This is a genomic window from Thioclava pacifica DSM 10166 (genome assembly GCF_000714535.1).
In the GTDB taxonomy this organism is placed as follows: Bacteria; Pseudomonadota; Alphaproteobacteria; order Rhodobacterales; family Rhodobacteraceae; genus Thioclava; species Thioclava pacifica.
The window spans coordinates 176,387-190,858 of record NZ_AUND01000023.1 but is presented as its reverse complement, the minus strand read 5'-3'; the positions used below and the strand labels follow the sequence as shown (position 1 = coordinate 190,858).

12 protein-coding genes and 1 pseudogene are annotated in these 14,472 nt (G+C 65.2%); 6 read left to right on the top strand and 7 right to left on the bottom strand.

Annotated features, from left to right (window positions below):
- Positions 1-135 precede the first annotated feature (135 nt).
- The 3 genes from TP2_RS10190 to rplO all read right to left on the bottom strand — a co-directional run bounded on the left by TP2_RS10190 (position 136) and on the right by rplO (position 2,760).
- Positions 136-792: an adenylate kinase gene (locus TP2_RS10190; protein WP_038076911.1), complete on the bottom strand. Its 657-nt coding sequence runs from the start codon at positions 790-792 to the stop codon at positions 136-138.
- A gap of 32 nt (positions 793-824) precedes the next feature.
- Positions 825-2,189 (bottom strand): preprotein translocase subunit SecY, encoded by a 1,365-nt coding sequence (gene secY / locus TP2_RS10185; RefSeq protein WP_038076909.1) that lies wholly within the window; start codon positions 2,187-2,189, stop codon positions 825-827.
- Between the two features lie 103 nt (positions 2,190-2,292).
- Complete coding sequence (gene rplO / locus TP2_RS10180; protein WP_038076907.1) at positions 2,293-2,760, bottom strand: 50S ribosomal protein L15; 468 nt, start codon at positions 2,758-2,760, stop codon at positions 2,293-2,295.
- A 251-nt stretch (positions 2,761-3,011) separates the two neighbouring features.
- On the opposite strand from rplO, the gene TP2_RS10175 reads away from it, so the two are divergent.
- From TP2_RS10175 to TP2_RS18885, 3 genes and pseudogenes are all read left to right on the top strand, one after another.
- On the top strand, positions 3,012-3,278 hold the full coding sequence (locus tag TP2_RS10175) for a spike base protein, RCAP_Rcc01079 family (protein WP_038076906.1): 267 nt from the start codon (positions 3,012-3,014) through the stop codon (positions 3,276-3,278).
- On the top strand, positions 3,278-4,033 hold the full coding sequence (locus TP2_RS10170; protein WP_157617097.1) for a hypothetical protein: 756 nt from the start codon (positions 3,278-3,280) through the stop codon (positions 4,031-4,033). The genes TP2_RS10175 and TP2_RS10170 overlap by 1 nt, the downstream gene beginning before the upstream one ends.
- Positions 4,034-4,252: 219 nt before the next feature.
- Positions 4,253-5,350 (top strand): annotated as a pseudogene (locus TP2_RS18885) (O-antigen polymerase); the annotation flags it as partial.
- 16 nt (positions 5,351-5,366) lie between these two features.
- Here the strand turns inward: TP2_RS18885 and TP2_RS18880 are convergent.
- Genes TP2_RS18880 through TP2_RS10145 form a run of 4 tightly spaced genes read right to left on the bottom strand, consistent with a single transcriptional unit; the run spans position 5,367 to position 9,815 of the window.
- The gene (locus tag TP2_RS18880; RefSeq protein WP_084714157.1) at positions 5,367-6,425 is read right to left on the bottom strand and encodes a polysaccharide pyruvyl transferase family protein; all 1,059 of its coding nucleotides are present in this window, start codon (positions 6,423-6,425) and stop codon (positions 5,367-5,369) included.
- Positions 6,418-7,653 (bottom strand): lipopolysaccharide biosynthesis protein, encoded by a 1,236-nt coding sequence (locus TP2_RS10155; protein ID WP_206198338.1) that lies wholly within the window; start codon positions 7,651-7,653, stop codon positions 6,418-6,420. Before TP2_RS10155 ends, TP2_RS18880 begins: the two co-directional genes overlap by 8 nt.
- Positions 7,654-7,691: 38 nt before the next feature.
- A complete protein-coding gene (locus TP2_RS10150; RefSeq protein WP_206198337.1) occupies positions 7,692-9,059 on the bottom strand; it encodes a polysaccharide biosynthesis/export family protein in 1,368 nt (455 codons plus the stop codon).
- A 60-nt stretch (positions 9,060-9,119) separates the two neighbouring features.
- On the bottom strand, positions 9,120-9,815 hold the full coding sequence (locus TP2_RS10145) for a sugar transferase (RefSeq protein ID WP_084714154.1): 696 nt from the start codon (positions 9,813-9,815) through the stop codon (positions 9,120-9,122).
- A 214-nt stretch (positions 9,816-10,029) separates the two neighbouring features.
- On the opposite strand from TP2_RS10145, the gene TP2_RS10140 reads away from it, so the two are divergent.
- From TP2_RS10140 to TP2_RS10130, 3 genes are all read left to right on the top strand, one after another.
- The gene (locus TP2_RS10140) at positions 10,030-12,111 is read left to right on the top strand and encodes a polysaccharide biosynthesis tyrosine autokinase (protein WP_038076893.1); all 2,082 of its coding nucleotides are present in this window, start codon (positions 10,030-10,032) and stop codon (positions 12,109-12,111) included.
- A 68-nt stretch (positions 12,112-12,179) separates the two neighbouring features.
- A complete protein-coding gene (locus tag TP2_RS10135) occupies positions 12,180-13,193 on the top strand; it encodes an NAD-dependent epimerase/dehydratase family protein (RefSeq protein ID WP_038076891.1) in 1,014 nt (337 codons plus the stop codon).
- Positions 13,194-13,278: 85 nt separating this feature from the next.
- Positions 13,279-14,457: an MFS transporter gene (locus TP2_RS10130; RefSeq protein WP_038076888.1), complete on the top strand. Its 1,179-nt coding sequence runs from the start codon at positions 13,279-13,281 to the stop codon at positions 14,455-14,457.
- The last annotated feature ends 15 nt before the right edge of the window (positions 14,458-14,472 follow it).

Genomic DNA, 14,472 nt, shown 5'->3' with positions numbered 1-14,472 from the left:
TTCACAACACAAGGCCCGAAACTGGCGCTTCGGGCCCGCGACTGTTTCCCGTCAGGGAATCTTCCCCTTGCGGAAACGATTCTCAGAAGAGACGCCGTGACCTAGAGGGAAACGCCCTCCGGGTCAAGACTTGATTCACGATTGCGAGACGCCGTCGAGAATTCCTGCGATCGCGCCCGCCACGTCCTCGATTTCGGCGAGGCCGTCGACGGTCGAAAGATCGCCCGCGTGGTAGTAGTAACCGATCAGCGGAGAGGTCTTCTTGTAGTACTCCATCAGACGGGTGCGCAGGCTGTCCTCGTTGTCGTCGGCACGGCGTTTGACATCCGTGCTGCCGCATTTGGCGCATTTGCCATCGGCGGGCCAGGGCTTGGTTTCGTCGTGATAGACCTCGCCGCACCCGCCACAGGTCGAGCGACCGGTGATGCGCGAGACGAGCGCCTCGTCATCGACCTGCATCTCGATCACCGCGTCGAGCTTGGCCCCCATCTTCGCGAGCAGCTCCCCAAGCGCGTCGGCTTGTGCCAGCGTGCGGGGGAAGCCGTCGAAGATGAAGCCCTCGCCGCCACCGGCGAGTTTCTCTTCGATCAGACCGATCACGATTTCGTCGGTCACGAGCTGGCCCTTGGCCATCACCTCTGCGACGCGGTTGCCCATCTCGGTGCCCGAGTCCTTCGCCTCGCGCAGCATGTCACCGGTCGAGAGCTGGACCATGCCGCGCTCTTCCACGAGACGGCGGGCCTGCGTGCCTTTACCGGCGCCCGGCGGGCCAAGAAGAATGATGTTGGCCATATCGGTTCCTTCCTGAAATCGCTTGAGCGTGCTTAGCGGCGCGCGGGCGGCTTGCGCGGCCCCTTCTTCTTCGAACGACCCCGCAGCTGCGAGCGCTCGATCAGGCCTTCATACTGATGGGCCAGAAGATGCGACTGGATCTGGTTGATCGTGTCCATCGACACGGTCACAACGATCAGCACCGAGGTGCCGCCGAAATAAAACGGGATCGACAGCTGCGAACGCAGGATCTCGGGCAGGAGGCAGACCGCGGCAAGATAGGCCGCACCGATGACCAGCACACGGCTGACGACGTAATCGAGGTAATCCTCGGTCTTCTTGCCGGGACGGATACCGGGAACGAAGCCCCCCTGGCTCTTGAGGTTGTCTGCCACCTCGTCCGATTTGAACGAGACGTTCGCCGTGTAGAAATAGGCGAAGAAGACGATCATCGCGACGTAGAACAGCAGGTAGAGCGGCTGGCCGGGGCCGAAATAGGCGAGGATCGTCGACATCACCGGGCCGGTATTCTGGCCCGAGAAGGTCGCGATCGTCGTCGGCAGCAGCAGCAGCGAGGAGGCGAAGATCGCCGGGATGACGCCCGCCGGGTTCACCTTGATCGGCAGGTGGCTCGAGCCACCGTCATAGACCTTCATCCCCACCTGGCGGCGCGGATACTGGATATGGATCTTGCGCAGTGCGCGCTCCATGAACACAACGAAGGTAATCACCACGGCGATCATCACGATCACGCCCAGGATCACCGGGGTCGAGATCGCACCCGCACGGCCCTGCTCGAGGAAGCGGGCGAGAGCTGCCGGGATTTCCGCGACGATACCGACAAAGATGATCAGCGAGATGCCGTTGCCGATGCCGCGCGCGGTGATCTGCTCGCCCAGCCACATCAGGAACATCGTGCCGCCGACGAGCGTGATCACGACGGCCGCAATGAAGAACAGGCCCGGATCATGGGCGAGATCGCCCTTTTCGAGCGACACGGCCAGGCCCCAGGCCTGGAAGGTCGCAAGCGCAACGGTCGAGTAGCGCGTGATCTGGTTGATCTTCTTGCGGCCCTGCTCGCCTTCTTTCTTCATCTGCTCAAGCGCGGGCACGAGGGCCGTCAGAAGCTGGATGATGATCGAGGCGGAAATGTAGGGCATGATGCCGAGCGCGAAGACACCCATGCGCCCCAGAGCGCCGCCGGTGAACATCGACAGCACGCCGCCCAGGCCAGAGCCCGCGCTTTGCATGAATTCGCGCAGCGCCTGCGCGTCGATGCCCGGGACCGGAATGTAGGTGCCGAGGCGGTAGATGATCAGCAAACCGATGGTGAAGAAGATGCGCTGGCGCAGCTCGGTGGCTTTGCCCAGGGCGTCCCAGCTCAGGTTCGCCGCCATTTGCTCTGCAGCAGATGCCATATGCTCGTCTCTTTCATGTAAAGCGCCGCCCAACCGGTTCCCGGTCGGCGGCGCCTAGAAAACCTTCGCCTATGTAATCGGGCCGGAGCCCGCTCACAACAGCTTATTCAGCAGCCTGCGCCACCGTGATCGAGCCGCCAGCCTTCTCGATGGCCTCGATGGCCGACTTCGAAGCGCCGGTGACGTTGAGCGTCACTTTCGACTTGATGTCACCCTTGGCGAGAACGCGCACGCCGTCGAGCTTGCGGCGAACGACACCGGCCGCGACCAGCGCGTCTTCGGTGATCTCCGCCTTCGCGTCGAGCTTGCCGGCTTCGATGAATTTCTCGATCTGGCCGAGGTTCACCACGTTGAACTTCTTCGCGTTCGGCTTGGTGAAGCCACGCTTCGGAAGACGACGGTAGAGCGGCATCTGGCCGCCTTCGTAGCCGTTCAGGGCCACACCCGAACGCGACTTCTGACCTTTGATACCACGGCCAGCCATCTTGCCCTTGCCCGAACCGGGGCCGCGGGCAACGCGTTTTTGTTTCTTGGCAGCGCCGGGATTGTCGCGCAGTTCGTTGAGTTTCATATCGCTTCTCCTTGCCGGAGCACCTTCCCGAAGCGAGTGCGGAAGGGACACGGCTTTTCTTGGTTGATTCTGATGCGGCCTCGCGGCCACCGGGGGCGTATAGAGCGTTTGTTCACGCCTTGCAACTCCTGCCTGCACAGGCCGCGCGGGCTGTTGCGCGCACCAGCGCACGCAGCTCCAACCCTTTTCTAAGTCCCGCTTTGCACGATTGCCGCGACGCCGAAATCCTTATCCAGAAGCGGAGCCAGACGATGACCAATCCTTTCCACAACCGCGCGCCTTCCCTCTCGGGCCCGGCCCTCGACATCGTGCCCGTGGCGCCCGATGACGCGACCGACCTGCCGACGGTGGCGGTGGCGCTCTATGTCGAAACCGGCGGCGTGGTGAGCTTCGTCACTGCGAAGGGCAATGCGCGCACGGTCACGGTCGCCGATTTCGTGATCCTGCCGGTCGGGGCCGAGCGAGTGCTCGCCACCGGCACCACGGCCACGGGCATCCACGCGCTAACGGTGGTGTGATGCTGGGCTTCGGTTTCGACACGTTAACATTAGCGGGGCAACGGCGCGCGGGGGGCTGGTCGCCCGCCGCGCTCGCGCCGATCGCATGGTACGAGCCCGCCGATCGCGCGACGCTGTACCAGGACGCAGCAATGACGGTGCCGGTGCTCGCCGATGGCGATCCGGTCGGCGCGATGCGCGACAAGTCGGGTCACGGGCGCGACCTGATCCAGAGCATCGACGCCCGCCGCCCGCTCTATCGCACCGATGGCACGACGCATTGGCTCGAATATGACGGGATCGATGATGCGCTGAGCGTGGTGCAACTGCCCTTCTCCACCGAGGCGACGGTGGGTCTGGCCTTCTCGGTCCTGTCCAATCCCAGCGGCTACCCGCCGGTACTACGCAACGGCACGGCGGCGACAGATGGCTCGGGTCGCCAGCCGATGATCTATCTCGACGCCAATGCGCCACAGGTGGTCAAGACCTGGTGGGGCAATCGCGGACTTGCGGTCACCTTGCCCGCGCAGGTGACACAGATGGGGCCGCTCTCGCTGGTCAGCTCGACCGCGGGCGGAGCGGCGCAGATGCGTATCGGCGCGCTGAGCGCAAGCACGACCGGCATCAGCATGACACCGGACATGAGCGGCAACTTCGCGGTCGGCATGGCCGGTTTCGTCGGACGGATCTATGGCGTGGTCATCTGCGATACCGAGCAGCCGCCCGAAGCCCTCGACGCGCTGACGGCCCATCTGGGCACATTGTCGGCGGGATAGGCAGCCCCACTGAGAGACCAAGACGCCCCCGCAGCAAACCGTTGCGGGGGTTTTCTGATGGCACACACACGCAATAGTTGCATTTCGTCGAGCCACACCACAGGATTACCGGCATAGCCGCGGCCAAAAGGAGGGCGCACATTGCCGATCGCTCTGACGGCTTATGCTTTGACCCTGATCGCTGCTTTGGCGGGGCTGGCCTTGCTCTATCGCGCTGGCATGCTGAGCGCGCTGGCGATGCTCCTCTATCTGAGCGCTCTGCTCCTGATCCGCCCGATGATGCTCTTTACCGGTCTGGATGTGCCGCAACCGGCGAATGCCTTTGACGATGTGGCGCTCGATGCGGCGGCGGCGTTGCTCGCCGCGGTTCTCTGGATCGGGCTATTCACCCTCTGCGCACTGGCGATGCGCGCCTATCTGCCCCGCATCGGCACGGCGCTGCTGCCACGTCCGGTCAGCGCCCCCGACCTCGCACGGGTACGCCTGCTTGCGGCGGGACTCGCGTTGCTCTCAGGCGTGATCACGGCGGGGTTCGTGATCCAGTCCGGATCGCTTGGCGCTTTCCTTTACCGGGTGAAGGTCGCGCGCGAGATGTCGGGCCTTTTCCTCTTTCTCCATCTCGCGGTGCTCAGCCTGATGCTGAGCCTCTACGGTCTGCTCGAGGAAATCCGCCGCGCCGAGAGCACAGCACACCGCCGCTCCGCCCTCATCTACTACGGGCCGCTGATGCTCATCGCGATGGGGGCGAGCTTTGCCTGGGGCAATCGCGGCAACATCGCCTATATCCTGATCGCGGGCGCGCTGTCCTGGCATGTGCTGATCGCGCCGCTGCGGCCAATGCGCGTGCTGATCGGTGCGGCCGTGCTGTTCGTGGCACTTTTCGCAATGGGCAATCTGCGCGAGGCCCGGCTCGAAGCTCTCACCGGTACGCCCTATTCCGAACGCAGCCTGACGCGCAGCCTCTCGAGCTCCCTGCATCTGGCGGAATTCGACGCACTCAGCCTCGCGATCAAGGATGCGGGCAGCCGCTACGAACTGCGCAACGGCGCCGATTTCCGTAACGGGGTTCTCGGCATGGTGCCGCGCCAGATTCTGCCCGAGCGCGAGATCTTCAATGTCGGCGGCTGGTTCCGGCAGGTCTACGAGCCCGGCAAGGTCAATGGCTGGCCGGTCACGGTGATCGGCGACTGGTTCGTGAATTTCGGCTGGATCGGGGTGGTTCTCGGCGCCGCGCTCTCAGGCGCGGTCGCGGGACTTTTCGACAGCGCCTATGGCCAAGTGCGCAGCCGGACATGGGACGCGGTCCTTGCACCCGCGCTCGGCATCCTGATCCTCAAGGGCGGGGTGGGAACGGGAGCGCCCCAACAGATCGTGCTGACGCTGATCCCGCTTGCCATTCTGTCGCTGGCATTACGCCTGCGCGGGAAAACTGGTCGAGCCAGCGCGCGATGGCGGTCCGGGGAAGTTTGACCTTCATCGGCGCCTCTTGCGCGATCCGCGCTGCAATCTCTTCCTCGGGCGCGTCGCGCGCGATCACCGGGAGGCCGGTGTCACGGGCGATCTCGGCCGCGCGGTTGTCGATCGCCAGGATCAGCGCACGCCGCCCCCTTTGCAGCGCCCGAATGCCGCCATGCAGCCGGTTGCCGACATAGTCGAGCCCCTGCCCGCTTTCGAGAAGTGCATCATAAGCCTCGAGCGTGGGCGCGAGAATTTCGGCGCGGCCTTGCGTGAGCTGCGCGACATAGTCGAGATCGTCGATCCCCTGCGGCCAGACATGAACCTTGCGATAGCTGCGCGCGAGCAGATCGAAGACACGGGCATCAGCCGGTGACGGCTTTCGCATGGTGAACGTCGTGACGACTTCCTCGGCCTTACCCTGCGGGATGCACGAGAGACGTACAGGCTCCAGCCCCCACATCGTGACACAAGCCGTCACCTCGACATTCTCGATCCCGGCCTGCGCGAGCATCTCCTTGGTATGACTGTCACGCACCGAATGGATCGCGTCGCGCGACAGCAAGCGCCGTAGCATCGCCGCCGTCATCGCACTGGGCGGGCGCTCGTAATCGCGCCAGCCTGCGGCAAGCAGCACCAGCTTGTTGACCAGCACCATGTCGCGCAGCCCGACCCTCCAACCGCGATCAAAAAGCAGCCGCGACGTCAGCAGATTGCTCCCCCCGACAATCGCGTAGTCGGCCTGCCGGATCAGCCGGTGCGAGCGGATGCCCATGCGCTCATGCGTCGGCAGATGCGTCAGGAAATGCCCCGGCAGGGCCTGTCGGATCCAGTGGCGGGCGGCCTGCGAAATGATCTCGTCGCCCGCATTGCGCGTGGCGATCGCCGGGTCGAGGATCGCCACGGCGCGGCGCGCGGCAAAGAAAGTGTCAGACATGGGCAGGCTCCTTTGGCTGGCGAGAGGTGGCGGGCCGGACCAGCACGATGAGTAGCGGCAACTGCCCGGCCGAGACGGCGAGAAGAGCAAGCGCCACCCCGTCGAGACCGCCGAATTGCGCGCCCGTCGCCGTGCCTGCGAGAATTGCGAGCGTCGCCCCGAACCGGAGCCGCGCCAGGCAGGCAAAGCGGCGCTGAGCGACAAGCCCGGTTTGCAGCGCCGCAATCGGCAGGCGCAGCGCCAGAACAGCAGTCATGAGGGTAAGCAGCCGTGTCTCGGTCACGAAGGAGGGCCCGAAGACAAGGGTGAGAACCGGACCGCCAAAGAGCGAAACGATCACCAGCGCCGCGATGCCCAGTGCCGCGAGCGATCCGGCAAAGCGCGCCACCATCGGGCCAAACGTGCCCGACCCGTCACTTATCGCGCGGGCAAGTCGCATCGCCATCGCCTGGCTCAGCGCCGCGGCGAAGGCAGTGCCGAGCACCAGCACATAGCCGACCGCCGTATAGATCCCGGCGAGCGCCAGAGGCAGCAACGTCCCCACGATCAACCGCGGCGCGGCGGTTCCGATCTCGCCCAGCAGCATCGCGAGGCCGAGCGCCCGGCCCTCGCGCAGCAAAGCCCAGAGCCGCGCGCGTGTGAAATCGGGACGCATGCGAACGAAGCGCGCGGCTTGTGGCAAATCGTGGCCCAGCGCCACCGCGCCCCAAGCGGCCGCCTGCCCAGCGACGGCCAACGCCACCGACCCGCTCGCCAGAAGAAGCGCAACAAAGACGGACAGTCCTCCCAGGCCGCGCAGCACGAGCGAGCGCGCGACCGGGTCCATCCGCCCTGCCGACTGGAAGGCGCCATAGCTCAGATCGCTGAGCGCATCGGCTGTGCGCGCCAACGCCACCATCGCCAGGATCATTCCCAGTGCCGGATCGCGCAAACCCAGCGCCAGTGCCGTCACCGCGATCACCGCCAGCGCTGCACCCGTCGTCAGCCCGCGCAGACCCAGATACACCCCGAACCGCGCGCGACCCTCGGGATCGGTCGCAAGACCCATGCGCAATCCCAGCCCCGCCGCGAGGAAGGTGATCGAGGCCAGCGACACCGCGATGCCATAGCGCCCGACATCTTCGAGCGGCGCCAGCCGCGCCAGCGCTACGACCAGCCCGGCCTGCGCCAGAAGGAACATCCCCTGCCCCAGCAGCGACCAGCCAAGATCCGCGCGGATCGAGTTCATCGGCGCCGGGAGGGAGAGGGACGACCGCGCCGCCACGCTCACTCCGCCGTCTTGCTGATCGAGGCGCTCAGCATCCGCGGCATGATCGCGTTGACCACGTTGCTCCAATGCGTGACCTTCTGCGCCGCGACGAAGACCACGTCATTCGGGCGCAGCTCGAACCGGGTCGCGAGCAAGAGCCCCGCCGCATTGCCCGCATCGAGATGCCAGGCGGTGACCTGCCCTCGCGACTCGCGCTCCTCTGCGGCCCGCAGCACGTAGATCTGGCGTGGGTCGGCGGTCTGAGTGAAGATCCCGCCCGCCTCGTCGAACAACGCATCGGCAAGCGAAGCGGTCTGGCCGAAGGGGAGCGCATAGCGGCTCTGTTTCGGCAGTTCGCCCGCAATATAGACATAGTCACGCTTCTCCGCGCCCAACTCCAGCCGCGCGGCGAAGCTGTCGCGTTTCTCTTTCAACGCGGCGCGGCGCAACTCGATCTGCGTCGCGAGCATCTTCGTCTCGCTCTCCCGGAACCCGCCAAGCTTGAGCTGCTGCTCGAAATAGGCTGCCGCCTTATCGAGATCGTATTCCGAACCAACAAAAACACTGTCGCCCGGTGCGAGCCGGATTCTCTGTGCACCCGAGCGCTTGAAGAGATCGACGAGCGGGATCTGGTAAAGCTTGCCCGAGCGGAAGATCCGAACCAGCGCATAATCGGGATCGGCGCCGCGCAACCCGCCGCGCTCTGCCAGCGCCTCATCGAGAAAGAGTGGGCTCAGACCGATCGCGATCACGCCGGGATCTGCGACCGCGCCCCCGATGGTCACTTTCTGCGAGTGGAACTCCGCCAGTTCGACCGAGAAATTCGGGTTCGCATTCTTGTCGAGGAACTGGCGGAAGAGTGCAGCCTCAGCCTCCTCAATCGTCATGCCCGAGATCTCGACGCGCCCGATACCGGGGATCGAAATCGTGCCGTCATCCTGCACGGTGTAGCCCTGCCGCGCGTTCTGCGCCGCGAGCAGCCCCGAGAGTTCCTCGACGCTCGACCCGGTCTTCGGCGTGGCGAGCAGCACCACGTCACCAACCCCGATCCGGTAGCTGTCGGAGGTGACCGGCGGCGGCAGGATCGTCACAAGCTGCACCGGGCGCGCGGGCCGATCGATTGCTGGAGCGGGCGCTGCACCCGCGCCCCGCAGCCCTTCGCTCCCCGCGCTTTGCACGAAATAGGCGGGCAGCGCGCGCGGCGAATAGCCCGCGCCGTTGGCCTCGAGCACCGCTTGCGGGGTGATCTCGCGCACGGTCACATCACCTTGCGCGCTTTGCCCCGGCACGACCGCACTCTTGTTATAGACGACGCCACAGCCTGACAGCATCAGAACGAGGGCCAGCGTCGGCCCCCGCCACAACTCCGTTTTCCAATCCCGCATCTGCCCTTGCCTCATTCGTTTTTATATTTTTGACCTGCGCTGGCGCGCTCACTGCCCCGTTCACTGCCCCGTGCGCGCCAGCACCACCGCGACCGTGCGCAACAAAATCCCCAGATCGTGCAGCAGCGAGCAGCGCATGAAATACCAGACATCGAAGGCGACCCGTGCCTCGTAGGAGACCGCGTTGCGCCCCGAGACCTGCCAGAGCCCGGTCAATCCAGGGCGCTGAACCTCGTAGACGGGGCGGAACCGGCCGTAGAACCCAAGCTCCTCATGCGTCACGGGGCGCGGCCCCACGAGGCTCATCTCGCCGCGCCACACATTCCAGAGCTGGGGCAGTTCATCGAGGCTTGAGGTACGCAGGAAACGGCCCAACCGTGTCACGCGCGGATCGTTGTCGAGCTTGCGCGCGTTTTGCCATTGCGCCGCCGCCGCCGGATCCTGCCCGAGATGGGCTTCCAGACGCGCCTCGGCGTCGGGTACCATTGTGCGCAGCTTCCAGCACCGGAAACTCCGCCCGCCGCGCCCGACCCGGGGGTGGGCGTAAAACCCCGCTCCCCCGTCGCGCCGCACCGCGAGCCAGATCAGCCCGATCAGCGGCAACGCCACCGGTGCGAGCAAGAGCACGCCGATCAGGTCGAAAAGACGTTTGCCACTACGGAAATAAACAGGACGCCAGCCGCCTGGTGCGGCCAGCCCCGGCGGAACCGGGATCGCATCCTGAGAATAGAAGCCTTGCACATCGAAGGTGCTCATCAGCCTCTCCTCGCCCAGAACACCCCTGCCCCACGGTAGCGAGACCCGTGCACGGCGCGGTCTGTCCCCGATCGCTCCGTTCACAAGTTGTTTATCCATTGCGAAATTCTGCGAGTCGGTCAACTATAAGTTGTGGCGCTGATTGATTTTCTGTTTTTGGTTGCGCCATTTTCGAATCCATTGCCGCGCGGAGACCCCGTTGAAGAAGTTTCAGATGCCTCGCGCCTCCGGCTCAACGAGCCGCCCCTCCCGCTTCGAGACCGAGACCGTCGATCCGCTTGTGACGCTGACGATGCTCGGGCGCGGCTGGCGGGTGATCCTTGTGACGCTCATTCTCGCACTGGCCGCGGCAGCGCTTTATCTCGCCATGCTCGCCACCCCGAGCTACGTGGCGCGCGCGACGGTGATCCTCGAGACGCATCGCAGCGAAGTCGTCGATTTCAACGGTGTGGTCGACGGGCTTCGCGGCGATGCGGATGAGCTTAACAGCGAGGTCGAGGTGCTGCGCTCGCGCGGCCTGCTCAACCGGGTCGTCGGGACGCTCGATCTGGTGCAGGATCCCGAGTTCAACACCCGCCTTGCACCGCCCTCGCTTCTAGATCGGGCTCTCTCGCTCCTGCGTTCCGCGCCGCCCGCCCCGTCGGCGCAGCAAATCCGCGATGCGACCACGACCGCGCTGATCGAGGCGCTGAAGGTGCGCAACCTGCCCTCCAGCTATGTCTTCGAGATCGCCGTCACCTCGGAAGATCCCGCGAAGGCGGCGCGGATCGCGGACACGATCGCCAACCTCTACATCCGCAACCAGATCGAGGTGAAGTTCGAGGCAACGGAGACCGCGACGAGCTGGCTGACCGAACGGGTCGGGACACTCAAACAGGAACTGGAGACCGCCGAGGGGCGGGTGAAGGCCTTCAACACCCAAAGCCCGCTGATCTCGCCCACGGCCCTCGCTGCGCTCGAGGTTCAACTCAAGGACATCCGCGAACGGCTGACCCGAATGCGGCAGGAACGCGATGCCCGCGAAACCTATCTGCGCGCGCTGAGCGAAGCCGCGAGCCCGGAGGACAAGCGCGCCGCCGCCGCCGATCCCACGCTCAATCGGATCGCGCCCGACGACCGGGCCGCTTTCGATGCCCGTTTCACCACTCTTGTCGCGCAGGCCGAAACCGACCTGCTGCGCGCCGAGGATCAGATCGCGGCGCTCGAAACCTCGGACGTGGCGCTTCAGGGCCAGATCTCGCGTCAGGGCGAGGACATGATCGAGCTGCAACAGCTCTCGCGTGAAGCCGAGGCGAGCCGGATGCTCTACGAATTCTTCCTCAATCGGCTCAAGGAGACCTCGGCGCAAAACGGCATCCAGCAGGCGGATGCGCGCATCCTCTCGCAAGCGGTGATCCCCGACGCCCCCGCGAGCCCGCGAAAGGGGCTGGTGATCGGGCTTGCCGCGGCCCTCGGGATCGTCGTGGGGATCGCGCTCATCGCCGCCCGCGAATTGCGCAACACCGCCTTCCGCACCGCGCGCGAGCTGGAGGCTGCAAGCGACACTCTGGTAATGGGGCAGATCCCGCTACTGCGCGCCCGCACCCGCCCCGAGATGCTACGCTTCCTGCTCGACGCCCCCGGCGCACCCGCGATGGAAGCAGTGCGCAACCTGCGCACTTCGCTCATGCTCGCCAATGTCGATGCGCCGCCGCGCGTAATCCTGACCACCTCGGCATTGCCCGGCGAAGGAAAGACCACCACGGCGATCGCGCTGGCGGTGAACCTCGCCGCCTCGGGCAAGGCGGTCCTGCTCGTCGAGGGAGATCTGCGCCGCCGCACCCTGAGCGACTACTTTCCTGGCCTGGCAGGCGGGGCGGGGCTCGCCTCGGTCCTCTCGGGTCAAGTGGAGTTGGACGAGGCTGTGCAGAACGATCCCGAAAGCGGGCTGTCCCTGTTGATCGGCGAGGAGAGCGCAGCCAATGGCGCCGATCTCTTCGCCTCTGCGGCCTATCGCCATTTCCTCGAGGAGGCCCGGCGCCATTACGACCATGTCATCATCGACACGCCTCCGGTACTCATCGTTCCCGACGCCCGCATCCAGGCGCAGGCAGCCGATGCGGTTCTCTTCGCGGTGCGCTGGAACGCCACCACGCAGGGACAGCTCGAGGAAGCGCTGCGCATGTTCGAGACGGTACACCGGCCCGTGACGGGGCTGGTGCTGACGCAGGTCGACATGGCCAAGATGCGCCGCTATGCGCAGGACAGTTCCGAGCTTCGTTATGGCAGCTATGCTGCCTATGGCGCGGCGGAATAAGGATGGGCGCTTGACCTTCCGCACCGGCCCTCGCTACTGCGGGGCAAGTGAAGCGAAGGGCAGCAGACATGACGCGCATCCTGATCACCGGCACCGCCGGCTTCATCGGCTACCATCTGGCGAAGCTGCTGCTCGACGAGGGCTTCCGGGTGCATGGCTATGACGGGATGACCGACTATTACGATGTCGCCCTGAAAAAGCGCCGCCACGCGATGCTGCTGCAAAACCCGAATTTCACCGTGACCGAAGGGATGCTCGAGGATCTCGAGACCTTTGACGCGATGGCCGACGACTTCAAACCCGAGATCATCGTCCATCTCGCAGCCCAGGCGGGCGTGCGCTACAGCCTCGAACAGCCCCGCGCCTATATCGACGCGAATGTCGTCGGCACCTTCAACGTGATGGAGGCCGCGCGCCGCCATGAGGTGCAGCACCTTCTGATGGCCTCGACCTCGTCGGTTTACGGTGCGAACGAGGACATGCCCTATGCCGAGACCGACAAGGCCGACACGCAGCTGACGATCTATGCCGCGACGAAGAAGGCGACCGAGGCGATGGGCCATTCCTACGCCCATCTGTGGAATATCCCCACCACCATGTTCCGCTTCTTCACCGTTTACGGCCCCTGGGGGCGGCCCGACATGGCGCTGTTCAAATTCACCGATGCGATCCTCGATGGGCGCCCGATCGACATCTACAATCACGGCGAGATGTATCGCGACTTCACCTATGTCGAAGATCTCGTGCGCGGCATCCGCCTGCTGATCGACGCGGCGCCCGAACGCCCCGCCTCGCGCGAAGACATCCCCGAGGGCGACAGCCTCTCGCCCGTGGCCCCTTACCGGATCGTCAATATCGGCAATTCGGACAAGGTGAAGCTGTTGGATTTCGTCGATGCACTCGAGGCGGAACTCGGCCGCCCCGCGATCCGCAATTACATGGAGATGCAAAAAGGCGACGTGCCCGCAACCTGGGCGGATGCCTCGCTGCTGCAACGTCTGACGGGGTATCGACCGCAAACGGATGTGCGCGACGGGATCGCGAAATTCGTGGCGTGGTTCCGCGACTATTACGGGAAATGACGCCGCGCCCTCTTGCCGCTCCGCGGCATGAGCCTAGATCGCGGGCTTGATACCTTCGATATATTCGACCTTCCGGAGACCTCCCATGACCCTCGAACCCCGCCACGCGCGGGCCGTGATCCTGTCGCTGGCCCTCGGCACCTTCGGTATCGGCGTGATCGAGTTCGCGTCGATGGGGCTCTTGCCCTATTACGCCGCCGAGTTCGGGGTGAGCGAGGCGCAAGCGGGCCATGCGATCTCGGCCTATGCGCTTGGCGTGGTCATTGGTGCGCCGGTTCTCGCGGTAGTGGGCGCCAAGATCCCGCGCAAGCAGTTTCTGATCGGGCTGATGGGGTTCTATGCGGTGGCGAACCTGCTCGCGGGATTTGCCCCGAACATGGAGGCTTTCATGATTGCGCGCTTTGCCTCTGGCTTGCCGCATGGCGCCTATTTCGGGATGGCAATGCTGTTCGCTGCCGATCTGATGCCCAAGGGCAAACGCGCGCAGGGCGTTGCTTGGGTGATCACCGGGCTAACGATCGCGAATGTGGTAGGCGTGCCGCTCGCGGGCGCGATCGGGCAGAATTTCGGCTGGCGCTGGGGCTTTGCCATCGTCGCGGTGATCTGCGGGGCTTCGGCCGCGATGATCTGGCGCGTGGCCCCCGTCACCCCGCGTGATCCGAACGCAAGCCCGATGCGCGAGCTTGGCGCGCTGGCCAACCGCTCGGTCTGGCTGACGCTGCTGGTCGGATCGGTCGGCTTCGGCGGCATCTTCGCGGTCTATTCCTACCTGTCGGCGGCGATGATCGACACCCATGCCGGACCTGACTGGACGATCCCGGTCGCGCTTTCGGCCTTTGGGGTGGGCGGAACGATCGGCAACATGATCGCGGGCAAGCTCTCGGACTGGTCGCGATTTGGCGCGGGTTTCATCCTGCTTTGTGGGATGATCGTGATGGTGCTGCTCTATACGCTGACCATCGGCAATTGGGTGGCGATGTCGGTTGCGATGGTGGCACTCGGCTCGACCGCCGGGATGGTGATCCCGATGCAGGTGCGCCTGATGGAGGTCGCGGGCGAGGCGCAGACGCTGGCCGCCGCCCTCAACCACGCCGCCTTCAACCTCGCCAATGCGATCGGGCCGTTCCTTGCGGGGATCGCTCTGGCGAAGGGCTATGGCTGGGAAGCGACGGGCTATGTCGGCGCGGGGCTGGCCGTTGCGGGTCTCGCGTTCCTCGGCATTGCCTGGCTCGACAGCCGCCGCCCGGCCCCCTGCCCCGCCTGATCTGTCTCGCCTGAT

Excerpts from the sequence above, each read along its gene's own strand:
- TP2_RS10130 (WP_038076888.1), top strand. The coding sequence starts at position 13,279 with ATGACCCTCGAACCCCGCCACGCGCGGGCCGTGATCCTGTCGCTGGCC.
- TP2_RS10155 (WP_206198338.1), bottom strand. The coding sequence starts at position 7,653 with ATGAACTCGATCCGCGCGGATCTTGGCTGGTCGCTGCTGGGGCAGGGG.
- TP2_RS18880 (WP_084714157.1), bottom strand. The coding sequence starts at position 6,425 with ATGTCTGACACTTTCTTTGCCGCGCGCCGCGCCGTGGCGATCCTCGAC.
- TP2_RS10150 (WP_206198337.1), bottom strand. The coding sequence starts at position 9,059 with ATGCGGGATTGGAAAACGGAGTTGTGGCGGGGGCCGACGCTGGCCCTC.
- secY (WP_038076909.1), bottom strand. The coding sequence starts at position 2,189 with ATGGCATCTGCTGCAGAGCAAATGGCGGCGAACCTGAGCTGGGACGCC.
- TP2_RS10170 (WP_157617097.1), top strand. The coding sequence starts at position 3,278 with ATGCTGGGCTTCGGTTTCGACACGTTAACATTAGCGGGGCAACGGCGC.
- TP2_RS10145 (WP_084714154.1), bottom strand. The coding sequence starts at position 9,815 with ATGAGCACCTTCGATGTGCAAGGCTTCTATTCTCAGGATGCGATCCCG.
- TP2_RS10175 (WP_038076906.1), top strand. The coding sequence starts at position 3,012 with ATGACCAATCCTTTCCACAACCGCGCGCCTTCCCTCTCGGGCCCGGCC.
- rplO (WP_038076907.1), bottom strand. The coding sequence starts at position 2,760 with ATGAAACTCAACGAACTGCGCGACAATCCCGGCGCTGCCAAGAAACAA.
- TP2_RS10140 (WP_038076893.1), top strand. The coding sequence starts at position 10,030 with ATGCCTCGCGCCTCCGGCTCAACGAGCCGCCCCTCCCGCTTCGAGACC.
- TP2_RS10135 (WP_038076891.1), top strand. The coding sequence starts at position 12,180 with ATGACGCGCATCCTGATCACCGGCACCGCCGGCTTCATCGGCTACCAT.
- TP2_RS10190 (WP_038076911.1), bottom strand. The coding sequence starts at position 792 with ATGGCCAACATCATTCTTCTTGGCCCGCCGGGCGCCGGTAAAGGCACG.